At 65.5% G+C, this 12,533-nt stretch carries 12 protein-coding genes; 7 read left to right on the plus strand and 5 right to left on the minus strand.

Annotation, left to right across the window (positions count from 1 at the left end):
* Positions 1–6 precede the first annotated feature (6 nt).
* From HOP03_17755 to HOP03_17785, 7 genes are all read left to right on the plus strand, one after another.
* Positions 7–2,226, plus strand: a complete 2,220-nt coding sequence (locus HOP03_17755) for a peptidase (GenBank protein NOT90002.1) — start codon at positions 7–9, stop codon at positions 2,224–2,226.
* Between the two features lie 290 nt (positions 2,227–2,516).
* On the plus strand, positions 2,517–3,092 hold the full coding sequence (locus tag HOP03_17760) for a sigma-70 family RNA polymerase sigma factor (protein NOT90003.1): 576 nt from the start codon (positions 2,517–2,519) through the stop codon (positions 3,090–3,092).
* The gene (locus HOP03_17765; GenBank protein ID NOT90004.1) at positions 3,089–3,904 is read left to right on the plus strand and encodes a hypothetical protein; all 816 of its coding nucleotides are present in this window, start codon (positions 3,089–3,091) and stop codon (positions 3,902–3,904) included. Before HOP03_17760 ends, HOP03_17765 begins: the two co-directional genes overlap by 4 nt.
* Positions 3,905–4,188: 284 nt before the next feature.
* The gene (locus HOP03_17770) at positions 4,189–6,204 is read left to right on the plus strand and encodes a M13 family metallopeptidase (protein NOT90005.1); all 2,016 of its coding nucleotides are present in this window, start codon (positions 4,189–4,191) and stop codon (positions 6,202–6,204) included.
* Positions 6,205–6,246: 42 nt separating this feature from the next.
* Positions 6,247–7,584 (plus strand): ATP-binding protein, encoded by a 1,338-nt coding sequence (locus HOP03_17775; GenBank protein ID NOT90006.1) that lies wholly within the window; start codon positions 6,247–6,249, stop codon positions 7,582–7,584.
* Between the two features lie 3 nt (positions 7,585–7,587).
* Positions 7,588–8,064 (plus strand): hypothetical protein, encoded by a 477-nt coding sequence (locus tag HOP03_17780; protein ID NOT90007.1) that lies wholly within the window; start codon positions 7,588–7,590, stop codon positions 8,062–8,064.
* A complete protein-coding gene (locus HOP03_17785; protein ID NOT90008.1) occupies positions 8,061–8,996 on the plus strand; it encodes a tetratricopeptide repeat protein in 936 nt (311 codons plus the stop codon). Before HOP03_17780 ends, HOP03_17785 begins: the two co-directional genes overlap by 4 nt.
* A 7-nt stretch (positions 8,997–9,003) precedes the next feature.
* Here the strand turns inward: HOP03_17785 and HOP03_17790 are convergent, their stop codons facing one another.
* The 5 genes from HOP03_17790 to phaE are packed head-to-tail and all read right to left on the minus strand — an operon-like array spanning position 9,004 to position 12,467.
* Positions 9,004–9,495: a hypothetical protein gene (locus HOP03_17790; protein ID NOT90009.1), complete on the minus strand. Its 492-nt coding sequence runs from the start codon at positions 9,493–9,495 to the stop codon at positions 9,004–9,006.
* Complete coding sequence (locus tag HOP03_17795) at positions 9,492–9,695, minus strand: PspC domain-containing protein (protein NOT90010.1); 204 nt, start codon at positions 9,693–9,695, stop codon at positions 9,492–9,494. The genes HOP03_17790 and HOP03_17795 overlap by 4 nt, the downstream gene beginning before the upstream one ends.
* Positions 9,696–9,728: 33 nt before the next feature.
* The gene (locus HOP03_17800; protein ID NOT90011.1) at positions 9,729–10,115 is read right to left on the minus strand and encodes a DUF5329 domain-containing protein; all 387 of its coding nucleotides are present in this window, start codon (positions 10,113–10,115) and stop codon (positions 9,729–9,731) included.
* A complete protein-coding gene (locus tag HOP03_17805; GenBank protein ID NOT90012.1) occupies positions 10,112–11,182 on the minus strand; it encodes a class III poly(R)-hydroxyalkanoic acid synthase subunit PhaC in 1,071 nt (356 codons plus the stop codon). Before HOP03_17805 ends, HOP03_17800 begins: the two co-directional genes overlap by 4 nt.
* A 1-nt stretch (position 11,183) precedes the next feature.
* On the minus strand, positions 11,184–12,467 hold the full coding sequence (gene phaE, locus HOP03_17810; protein ID NOT90013.1) for a class III poly(R)-hydroxyalkanoic acid synthase subunit PhaE: 1,284 nt from the start codon (positions 12,465–12,467) through the stop codon (positions 11,184–11,186).
* Positions 12,468–12,533 lie beyond the last annotated feature (66 nt).

Genomic DNA, 12,533 nt, shown 5'->3' on the forward strand with positions numbered 1-12,533 from the left:
TGCAACATGACCTTCGACACCCGAACCCGACTCCGCGACGAGTTAAAGTCGGGGGTCGCCCAACAAGGCGCGCCCGCCAATCCATGCAAAGCCCTCCGGGCCGGAGATTCCGTGAACGCTCAAGCCTCCTCGATCCTCAAACCACGCGTGCTGATGCTGTCCCTCGCCATCGCCGCTTCCTTGACCGCGTGCAAAAAGGACGATGCCGCCCCTGCCACTGCGGAGCCCGCCGCGCAGGCTGCAGCCGCACTGACCCTCGACGAAAGCAAACTGCCGCCGTTCAACCAGTTCAAGCCGTCCGACCTCGACAGCGCCAAGAATGCCTGTACCGACTTTGGCGGTTACATCAACGGCAAGTGGCTGGCCGCCAATGCGATCCCGGGCGACCGCACTTCGTGGGGCGCGTTCGAAATGTTGGGCGAGCGCTCGCTCGCGGTGCAGCACCAACTGGTCGAACAGGCCGCCGCGATGAAGGACGCCAAGGGCGTCGACAAGATCGTCGGCGACTTCTGGGCGACCGGCATGGACGAGGCCAAGATCAACGCACAGGGCATCGCCCCGCTCAAGAGCCGTCTCGATGCCATCGACGCCCTGGCGGATGGCCCTGCAGTGGCCGAGTATCTGCGGCAGTCGTTCGCGAAGGGCGAAGGCAGCCTGTTCGGCTTCGGCCCGAACGCCGACTTCAACGATTCGTCGATGAACATCGCCTATGTCGCGCAGGGCGGCCTCGGCCTGCCCGACCCGGCGTACTACTTCGACAAGGACAAGCAGGACAAGCTGGCTGCGTATGAACAGCACGTCGCCAAAGTCCTGGAACTGTCCGGGACCGCCGCCGCCGACGCGGCCAAACAGGCGAAGGATGTGATCGCGTTCGAAACCCGTCTGGCCAAAGTGTCGAAGTCCAGCGAAGAGCTGTCGCGCGATGTGCAGTTGTATTACAACCCGGTCGATCTGGCCAAGGCCGACCAGCTCACCCCGAATTTCTCGTGGACGAAATTCTTCGAATCGCAGGGCGTCGCCGCACCGAAGATGTTCTCGCTGGCGATGCCGGAATTCCACGCGGAAGTCTCGAAGATGCTGGCCGATACGCCGGTCGCTGCCTGGAAGAGCTACCTGCGCTTCCAGACCGTCGACGGCGCTTCGCCGTTCCTGAGCGAAGCCTTCGTGCAGGAGAACTTCAACTTCTATCGCAAGGCATTGCGTGGACAGAAGGAGATGAAACCGCGCTGGAAGCGCGTGCTCGATACGATCGAAGGCCAGGCCGGCGAAGCGCTGGGCCAGATGTACGTGAAGGTGGCGTTCCCGGCCGAATCGAAGGCGCGGATGGATGAGCTGGTCAAGAATCTCAGCGCGTCGCTCAAGGGCAGGATCGAGGGTCTGGCGTGGATGAGCCCGGAGACCAAGAAGAAAGCGCTGGAAAAATGGTCCAGCTTCACGCCGAAGATCGGTTACCCCGACAAATGGCGCGAATGGACGGGTCTGGAAACCACGCGCAACAGCTACATCGAAAACGTGCTGGCCGCCAATGCGTTCAATTACCAGTGGAACCTGTCGAAGATCGGCAAGCCGGTGGACAAGACCGAATGGGGCATGAGCCCGCAGACGGTCAATGCCTACTACAACCCGCAGCAGAACGAGATCGTGTTCCCGGCGGCGATCCTGCAGCCGCCGTTCTTCGATGCCAAGGCCGACGACGCGCTGAACTACGGCGGCATCGGTGCGGTGATCGGCCATGAAATGATCCACGGTTACGACGATCAGGGCAGCCGTTTCGGCCCGACCGGCAACTTCGAGAACTGGTGGACGCCGGCCGACGCCACCGGCTTCTCGGCCCTGACCAAGAAGCTCGTGAGCCAATTCGACGGTTATGAAGCCGTCCCGGGCATGAAGGTCAACGGCAACCTGACCCTGGGCGAGAACATCGCGGACCTCGGCGGTCTGGCGGTGGCTTACGACGCCTTCAAGACGGCGACCGATGGCAAGCCCGACGCGAACATCGATGGCATCAACCGCGAGCAGCGGTTCTTCCTGAACTGGGGCACGGTGTGGCGCCGCAACTTCACTCCGGACGAGCTGAAAGTGCGCCTGACCACCGACCCGCACGCCCCGGCGAACTTCCGCGCCATCGGTTCGCCGTCGAACCATCCCGCGTTCGCCGCAGCGTTCTCGTGCAAGGCCGGCGATGCGATGGTCCGCGACGGTGACAAGCGGATCGTGATCTGGTGAGTCCGGGCGACGCGGCCGGGCCGTGTCGTCACAACACCGAAGGCCCGGGGAAACCCGGGCCTTCTTCGTTTTCGGCGAAGTGCTGCATCCGGCGCGCGCAACAGGCCGTATCCACTGGCATGCACATATCGCCGCCATGTTTCACCGCACAGCGCGCCCACATCGGCGGCAAGCATGGCGATCGCGCATCCATCATGCGCAAATGCACGATGGAAAACCCGCACTTGCTGTCCGCTACGTTGTCCGCGAATATCACCCGCTGTCTCTCTCCCGATGGTGCAGGATCCCGGATGCCCGATTTGCGCACCGACAACACCACCCAGGACCCGCCCGCGCTCGACGCACTGCTGATCGAAGTCGCTGGCGGAAGTCGGAATGCCTTCGAATCGCTGTATCGCGCCACTTCGTCGAAGCTGCTCGGCATCTGTGTCCGGGTGTTGTCGGATCGCACCGAGGCTGAGGATGTGTTGCAGGACGTGTTCACCACGATCTGGCACAAGGCGCACCAATTCGATGCGACGCGCGCCAGCCCGATCGCATGGTTGGCGATGATCGCCCGCAACAAAGCCATCGATCGCCTCCGCGCCCAGCCTGCGCGTGGCGTGCTTGCCCCGATCGAATTCGCGGACGATATCGCCGACAGCGGCGCCACACCGCTGCAGACCGCCGTATCCGCCGACGAGCGCGACCGCCTCGAAGCCTGCATGCGCCAGCTCGATGCGCGCCGGCAGTCGCTGATACGGGCGGCTTTTTTCGATGGCTCGACCTATGAGGAGCTGGCCCAGCGCATCGCATCGCCGCTGGGATCGGTCAAAAGCTGGATCCGCCGTGGCCTGCTGCAACTGCGCGGGTGTCTGGAGTCGTGAACGTCCGCGACTTCCACGATCAGGATTTCGACGGCCCGGAACCGCCTTCGGCCGATCTGCTGGCCGGCGAATACGTGCTGGGTGTCCTCGACGCCGAAACCCGCCGGGAAGTACACGGCCGGATCGCGCGCGACCCGGGCTTCGCGCGTCTCGTCGTCGATTGGGAACACCGGTTGGCATCGCTGATCGACAGCGGCGGCCTCGCCGATGTGCCGCCGCATCTGTGGCCACGCATCCGCAGCCGTCTTGGCTGGCCGGCAGTGGATTCGTCGAGCGCGCCGGCGCGCACGCGACTCTGGCAGAGCACCGCATTCTGGCGTGCCGCAACCGGTCTGGCGGCTGCGGCAGCGCTGGCCGCCATCGTCATCGGCCCACTGGGACTGTTCCGGGACGATGCCCTGCCGGGCCCGGGGCCCGGCCCGATCGCAATCGAACCGACACCGCCGACGCCTGCGATCGAAGATCCGTCCGCACCGAAGCCGGTCACCACCCTCGCCCACGACGACGGCAGCCCCGGTTGGCTGGCATCGGTCGACCCGGGCAAGGGCACGGTCCTGATGGTGCCAGTGCCCGCGCCTGCCGATGCCGAAGGCCGCGTGCCCGAGCTGTGGCTGATTCCGCCCGGCGGCACCGCGAAATCGCTCGGCATCGTCTCGATCGACCGTTCGCATACGGTCAAGGTGCCCGAGACGTTGCGCGATGCGCTGGCGAAGGGCGCGGTGCTCGCGATCACGCTCGAGCCGATCGGCGGCGCACCACAGGGTGTGGCGACCGGTCCGATCATCGCGAAGGGCGCGATCGTGACCTTGTAGCCATCGCGAATCATTCGCGGGGCGGCTGCATCCGCAGCAGCCGTTCTCGCGTGGAGGTGCCGACAGCGCGGGAATTGCGCATGCCGGTGCCCACGCACACTGTTTCGAATGCACCAACGGCCGCACCCTGCATATCCAGCGAATCCGACGGCATCGCACGGATCGGAATTGCAGCGGATACCGCAGCGCGGCCTGCGGAACGTGACGCAGGCGGGTTCGGGGCCCCGCGCGCCCTTGCTACACTGCGGCGCCCCCCGAAAAGGACCGCCGCCACGATGTCGACCCTGCCCGTCCTGCGCCCCGCCGCGCTTGCCCTCTGTCTCGTGATGGCGATCGCCGCGCCGAATGCGGATGCTGCCAAGAAACGCAAGCCTGCGACGCCCGCGCCGAAAGCCGCGCCGGCGGTCACCGGCTGCACCGATCTCTACACGTTCGCCAATGCGGACTGGCTTAAATCGCATCCGGTTCCGTCCGAAGGCAGCGTCAGCGCGCTCGGCGAACTTGCGGCGCGTGCGCAGCAGCAACAGCGCGATCTGCTCGAAGCCGCAGCCAAATCGCCGCAGACTCCGGTGCAGAGGCTGCTCGGCGATTTCTGGGCCAGCGGTCTGGACGAAGCCGCCGTCGATCGCGATGGCGCCGCGCCGATCGCACCGCTGCTGGCGCGGATCGGCGCGATCAAGAAGCCGCAGGACGTGGCACCGGCCATCGCGGCACTGCATCAGGTCGGGATCCCGGTGGCGTTCAACTTCACCTCGGACATCGACCTCAAGAATCTCGACACCTACTTCGGCTACTTCTCCCAGGGCGGCCTCGGCCTGCCCGACCCCACTTTCTACACCCGCACCGACGCCGATGCCCGGGCCCTGCTCGGCCGCTACAACGGCCATGTGCAGAAGATCCTCGTGCTCTCGGGCACGCCGCAATCGAAGGTCGCTGGCGAAGCGCAGCTCGTCATCGACCTCGAAACCCGGATCGCGCGTCTGTCGAAGACGCAGGCCCAGTTGCAGGGCCTGAGAGTCAACTACAATCCCGTGCCGACCAAGGACTTCGCGAAGAAGTACCGCAACCTGCAGTTGGCTGCCTTCCTCAAAGCGCAGAACGTGACTGCGGAACAGGTGTCGATGGCCGACACCGCCCTGTTCGCCCAGATCGACAAGCTCGCCGGCAGCCTCAAGCCTGCGCAGTGGCAGGCCTATCTGCGCTTCCAGGTCGGCAACACGATGGCACCGTACCTGAGCAAGCAGTGGCGCGATGCCGACCACGAATTCCGCGGCCGTCTTCTGCGCGGTGAAGACGAACCCGCGCCGCGCTGGCGCCAGGTCCTGGACGCGATCAACGCATCGGCAGGCGCGATGGTGGCGCAGGAATACGTCGCGCGCCATCTGCCCGACGCCACCCGCGAGCGCGCGGACGCGATCTCGCGCGGCGCCAGGGAATCGTTGGGCAACGCGATCGAACGCAATACCTGGATGGACGCGCAGGCCAAGATCGAAGCGCGCTCGAAGCTCGATCGCTTGAAGATCGAAATCGGCAAACCGCGCACCGATCTGGATTTCACGGTCCAACCGATGGGTCGCGGCAGTTTCGGCGGCAACATCCTGATCGCGTCGACCTGGCACCACCGCGAAGAAATGAAACGCATCGGCCGCGCCAGCGCCGATCGTCGCTGGGACGTGCTGCCGCAGTATCCCGCGCTGGGCTACGACCTCGCGCACAACCGGATCTTCATCACTGCGGCGGTGCTGCAAGCGCCGGTGCTCGACATGGGCCAGCCGCTCCCCGCGCAGTACGGCAGTTTCGGTGCGATGGTCGGCCACGAACTGAGTCGCGCGGTCGATGCCAAGGGCCGCCGGATCGATGCTGCGGAAACCCTGCGCGACTGGTGGTCGCCGGCCACCGCAGCCGCGTGGGACGCGCGGATCGCGCCGCTCGCGGGCGTCTATGGCCGCTTCGCCTATCCGGGCAACGCCGCGCTGAAAATCGACGGCGCACGCATGCGCGACGAGAGCGCGATCGATCTTTCGGGCCTTGAACTGGCCTGGGCCGCCTACGAGAAAGCCGAGCCGCAGGCCACGGCCGCGAATCAACAGCAGTTCTTCCGCGGTTGGGCGCGACTGTGGGCGCAGCAACTGTCGCAGCAGACCGCGAGCACGCACGCTGCCTTCTCGGCCTATCCGCCCGGACAATGGCGCGCGAACGTACCCGCGATGCAACTGCCGGCACTGGGCAAAGCCTTCGCCTGCAAGGCAGGCAATGCGATGCTGGTCGCAGACACCGAGCAGCTGTCGATCTGGCGCTGAGCCCCGATCCGGCACTGAACCCATCGAAACGACGGCCACCTCATGTCCAGCAATACCCTGAACGCGCTGCTCGCAGCGCTGCGCGCCACGCCCGACAACGCGCCGCTGCGCGGGCTCGTGCTCGATGCCTGCCTGGAGCAGCGGGACGCGGACGCCCTGATCGTCGCGCTCGATCTTTGTGGCGACGATCTGCTTGCCGAACAGGGCCTGCGCGAGCGCGCACTGCGTCTGCTCGCCGATGCCGGCGAACACGACCGGCTGCTGGGCCTGGCAGCGCCGGATTCCGCCGATGCCTTGATGGCGAAAGCGCGACTGTCGTTCGATGCAGGCCGGCGCAACGAAGCCCAGGAGGCCTATCTGGCCGCAATCGCGCTCAATCCGGCGATCGAGGATGCGGCGTTCGCGTCGCAGCTCAGCGGCAAGGTGGTTTCGCTGACGGAAGCGCGGCTGCGCGCGGTACCCAGCATCGCCAACGACGACACCTCCGCTTTCGATGCGGTGCGTTATCAGGAACCCGCGACGACCCGGATCCGTTTCGACGATGTCGGCGGGCTGGAAGAGGTCAAGCGCGAAATCCGGCGCCGCATCATCACCCCGTTCCTGAAGCCCTCGCTGTTCCAGCGCTTCAAGCGCCAATCCGGCGGCGGCATCCTGCTGTACGGCCCGCCGGGCTGCGGCAAGACCCTGCTCGCGCGCGCCACCGCCGGCGAATGCGGCGCGAAGTTCTACAACATCTCGATCACCGATGTGCTGGACATGTATATCGGCGAATCCGAGCGCAAGCTGCACGAAATCTTCGAGCAGGCGCGACGCACCGCGCCGTCGGTGATCTTCTTCGACGAAATCGAAGCCATCGGCGGCAAGCGCCAGCACGCGCGCGAGGCGACCTCGGCGAAAGTCGTCAGCCAGTTCCTCACCGAACTCGACGGCTTCTCGCAGAACAACCACCACGTGCTGGTGCTCGGCGCGACCAATGTGCCCTGGGCGGTGGACCCGGCGTTCCGAAGGCCCGGGCGTTTCGACCGCGTGCTGTTCGTGCCGCCGCCGGATGCCGAAGCGCGCAAGACCATCCTCGAACTGCTGCTCGCCGGCCGGCCGGTCGCGGGCAACCTCGATCTGCGCGACATCGTGCGCCGCACCTCCGGGCATTCCGGCGCTGACCTGCGCAACCTCGTCGACACTGCCGCCGATGAAGCCATCGAGGAATCGATCGCCTCCGGCAAGGAAAGCGAGATCGGCATGACCCATCTGCGTGAAGCGATGGAACAGATCCGACCGACCACGCTCGAATGGCTGACCAGCGCGCGCAACCACGCGCGCTATGCCAATCAGGGCGGGCAGTACGACGACGTACTGAAATTCCTCGAAAAGCAGGGCTGATTCTTGGCATTCGCGCGCTACCGCATCCCCGACGAACCGCGCCCGACCGGGCTGATCCGCTATGCGGTCGATCCGCTGTGGCCATTGATGGCGCTGATGTTGTCGGGCAACGGCATCGGCCTGCTCTGGTTCGCATTCAATGCCCGTGCGCTCGGCAGCCCGGCCGTGCTGCGCGAAGCGGGATACATCGTCGCGAGTCTGCTTGGCTGCGTGGTGGCCGCCCTGGCCATCGGCTGGGCCGCCGAGCATGGATACCTGCAGGGGTCGGCGGTGAAGTACGCGGCGCTGGCATTTCCCGCAGTGAAACTGTCGCTCGGCTACGCGTTGTATCTCTCGCAATCGCGCAGCGCCGAGATCGTGACCCATTACGGCGGCGTATTGCGCAACGGCGCCGTCGGCTTGCTGGTGTGCTTCCTGATCGGCCGCACGCTGTTCGCCGAAGTCGAACTGCCCGGCCTGCTGGCGATCGCATTGCGATGAACGACAGCCTCCGCATCGCCCGTCTCCTCGAACATGCCCTGCGCCTGATGCGCGGCGGACACATCGACCAGTCGATAGACGTCCTGACCCGCTTACTCGGCGAAGATCCGGACCACGGCGACGCGCACGCGATCCTCACGTTCTGCCTGGTCGCGCGCAAGCGTCTGCACGCCGCGAATCTCGAAGCTTCGCAGGCGCTCGGGCTGGACCCCGATTCCCACCTCGCGCATCTCGCGATGGCGTCGGTGCGGATCGCGCGGCGCGCATTCAAGCAGGCCGAAGCGCATATCGACGCCGCACGGGCACTGGCGCCGGAACACGCGGAAAACTACCGGCTTGCCGCAAGCCTGTACCAGGTATGGGGGCAACCCGAACGCGCCCTGGCGGAAATCGTCCGCGCCAGCGAATACGCGCCCGACGATGCCAGTGTCTGGGCCCAGTACGGCGGGATCGAATATGCCGGCGGCAGGCGCGAAGCGGCACGTACGCATGCGGAGCGCGCGCTGGAAATCGATCCCGAACACGTCGATGCGCTCACCCTGCTCGGTCATTGCGATCTGGCTGCCGGGCGCACCGAGCAGGCGCGCGAACATGCGGTATGGGCGCTGCAGAACGACCCCAGCGACGCAGGTGCGCTGACCCTGCTCGCTGCGGTCAAGGCGAGGCAAAGCTGGCTGCTCGGCGTGTGGTGGCGTTTCCAGAGCTATATTTCGGCCGGCTCGAACCAGCGCGCGATCGCGCTGCTGGTCGGCATGTATCTGGTCTACCGCGCCATCGGAATCGCATTGGTCGATCACGACCTCGACGCATGGTCGCCTGCGCTGTCGTTCGCATGGCTGGGTTTCTGCGTCTACACATGGTTCGCACCCGGCATCTTCATGCGCAGCGTGAAACGCGAACTGTCGACGGTGAAGCTGCGGCCGGACTACTGAGCCCTGATTACCGGGTACGCGTATCGCCGATGCGCACGATGGCGGCTTTGGAGTTCACTTTGAGCCACGGCCACCAGCCGCGACCGGTCAATGCATATCGGTCGGCTGCGCGCTCGAAGCAGTTGCGCACGCTGACACCGCCGAACAGCAGATACAGCGGCAGGAACAACGGCCCCAGCGCCATGTATTGCAGCACGTGCGCGCGTTCGTGGTCGCCGATGCGCGTCTTCGGCTGCACGCACCAACCCGCGCGATGCGCGTAGGTCGTGCACAGCGTCTCGAGATCCGTGTGCGTACTGAGCATCACATTGCCCAGCGTCATCGCGCCGCCCGGCCCCAACGGAAATCCGTGGAAGACCAGGGCGAGATCGCCTTTGTGGAACTTCGGGCGTGCGCCGAACGGCATCGCGACCACACCGGCGATCGCGCCGATCAGGCTGTTGGGCAAGGTCCACACCACGCCGAACGCGAGCAGCCACCAGCGCTGCCAAGGGCTCAAGCGCTGCCCTCTTCCGGCATCAACATCCACAGGATCAGATACACCAGTATTCCGGGAAATGCCGCAGAGAGCGCCGACACCAGAACATAGGTCACCCGCAGCAGGGTCGGGCTCCAGCCGAAGCGCGCGGCGATACCACCGACGACACCGACCAGCACGCGGTCGGTGCGACTCCGGGCAAGGGTTCGGGTTCCGGTCATGGTCGTCTCGACGTTGAAGTGTGCGGCGATTGTCTAGTGCGTCGGCGCGGCGCGCAACGTCTGCAGCCGCTGCCTGAACCAGCGTTCGGAGGGCTCGGCCGCTTTGCCCCGGCAGCGCACGCGATAGGCTTTCCCGCTCATGCTGCTCTTGCTGGCCGCACGTTCGATGAACAACTCGGCGGTGTCGGCCATGTCGCGCTTGCGCAGATAGTCGTATTTCTTCTGCAGATGCGCGCGTGCAGCCTTGGCATCGTGCCAACTGCCGTTGCGCTCGAATTCGCAGCCGGAACTCCCGAGCCCTGCGATCAGCGCGTCGATCTCATGCTGCGCCTTGGCCGTTGGCGCCGCCGAAACAGCGGCGGCGGCCAACGACAGCGCGAAAACGGCGAAAACGGCAAGAAAACGCGGGCAACGATTCATTTCGCGCGCTTCGCGAGCCAGTCGTGGATCGCCGATGGCACTTCCTTCTGCGCACGCCCGGACACATAGATGCCGATGTGGCCGCCGCGGAACGACACTTCCGAATAATCGGTGCTTCCGACCAGACCTTTCATCGGTTTCGAGGCCGACGGCGGTACCAGGTGATCCTGCTCGGCGTAGATGTTCAGCACCGGCATGTCGACGAAACCCAGATCCACTTCGCGCCCGCCGATGTCGATACCCCCGTTCACGAAACCATTGGCCTGGTAGTACTGCTTGATGAACTGGCGGAAGGCTTCGCCGGCCTGGTCGGGCGAATCGAAGATCCACTTCTCCATGCGCAGGAAATCCTCCATCGCCTTCCTGTCGTCGAGGATGTCGACCATGCCGACGTACTTCTGCACGAACAGCCGGTAAGGCTTGAGCGTGAGGTAGCACAGATTCATCAGATCGGCCGGCACATTGCCCAGCGTGTCGACGAACAGATCGATATCGAGCCCGCGGGTCCAGTGCGACAGCATGTTGTCGTCGGTATGGAAATCCACCGGCGTGACCATGGTGATGAGGTTCTTGACCCGGTCGGGATGCAACGCGCTGTAGGTCAGCGAGAAAGCGCCGCCCTGGCAGATGCCGAGCAGATTGATCGCATCGAGTCCGTGCGAGCGGCGCAGATGATCAACAGCGCCGCCGAGGAAGCGCTCGATGTAATCCTCCAGCGTGAGGAAACGGTCGGAGCGGTCGGTGTAGCCCCAATCGATGAGGTATACGTCCTCGCCGAGCGCCAGCAGATTCTTCACCAGCGAGCGGTCGTCCTGCAGGTCGACCATGTACGGTCGATTGACCAGCGCGTAGCAGATCAGCAGCGGGATTTTCGCGGTGGGCGCGTTCGCGCCCTTGAAGCGGTACAGCACGACCTTGCCGTCGCGCCAGACTTCTTCTTTCGCGGTAACGCCGTAATGCACATCGTCCATTCCGCGCAGGGTCGCGAGGCCGGCGCCGAGCTTCTGCTGCACGGTGGCCGCTTCGGCGGCCAGTTTCTCGGGGCTGACATCGAAAGGTGTGTACATGTCAGCGCTTCCTCTTCGCGTTCTTGGCGACGGGCATCGGTTTCAGCGGCTCGGGCATGGCGATCGTAGCGATCGCCTGACGCGGCGCGCGCTTGACTGTGGGCTTCGCGGTCGCGCGCGAGGGTTTGGGTTTCGGCGCGACGGTTTTCCTGGCGGTGGCCTTTTTCGCGGCCGGCTTTGCTTTCGCGGCCGGCTTCGGGGTCGGCCCGGTTTTCCCGGGCGCTACGGCCTTCTCGGCATCCTCGGGCGCAGGTCGTTTCGGCGCCGGCTTCGTTTGCACGGGCTGTACGGGCACTGCATCGCGCAGACGCCGCAGCTGGCGTTCGAGTTCGGCGATCTTGCGGTGCGCGCCATCGACTTCGGTGCGGCCGGGCATCCCGAACAGACCACCGAAGAGTTCCACTTCGCGCTGGACACCGGCGCGCACGCGCATCTGCGCATTGACGAGCTCGCCGTACACTTTCCGGAAGCCACTCGACAACGCGATCTCGGCGTACGCTTCCTCGGCAGCGTCGATCCACAGGTCGAACAGCGCGCGCGCCGATTGCAATTGACGTCCGGGCTCGCTGCGCTCGGCAAGCTTGCGCTCGAAGCGCTCGAAGGCATCGCGGCCGGCTTCCAGCATCAGCGCGTTGTAGGCCTCGTTCTTCCGCTGCAACTCGAACTGGGCTTCCGCCAGCGCCTGCCACCGCTCCTGGTGTTCGCGATGCAGGCCGAATGCGGGCATCCGCATCGACTGCATGCTGTCATTGAGCATGCCGTCGTTGAACATGCTGCCCGGGCGCATGCCGGCGAACATGTTGTTGGCGAACACGTTGCCGTCGAACATGCCGCCGCCGAACATGCCTTTGAACATCGGCGCAACCTGCTGGTACCACTGGTCGAAACCCGACTGGCCGCGACCGGTCATCTCGGTGAATAGACTCGCGAACGGATTGCCGCCACCGCCCATCGCCTGCTTCCAGGCACCAGCGATATCTTGAGCACTCGCAGAGCGACCGGCGAATTGCCCGGCGACCTGCTGCATCATCCCGAACCACTGCCGGGCCTGCGCGGAGAAGCGTTCGATCATGTCGCTGGCATCGTTGCGCCGGGCCCCGCCCGCCAGCTGCGACCAACTGTCCATGGCAACCTGCCAAGGGTCCTGCGGACGGGCGCCGCTGCCGGCCGACCGCATCGCTTCGCTCAGCGCCTTCCAGTATTGCTGGGTCAGCGCCCCGACATCACCCGGCATACCGAAACCCGGCCCACCCGCCGAACCACCCGCACCGCCTGCAGTCCACATCGCATCGCTCCCGGTCAGAGGACCTCATGATAACAACGGCGGCGCCGGGTATCCGGGTGAGCGCGA

The sequence above is a fragment of the Lysobacter sp. genome, assembly GCA_013141175.1.
In the GTDB taxonomy this organism is placed as follows: Bacteria; Pseudomonadota; Gammaproteobacteria; order Xanthomonadales; family Xanthomonadaceae; genus Lysobacter_I.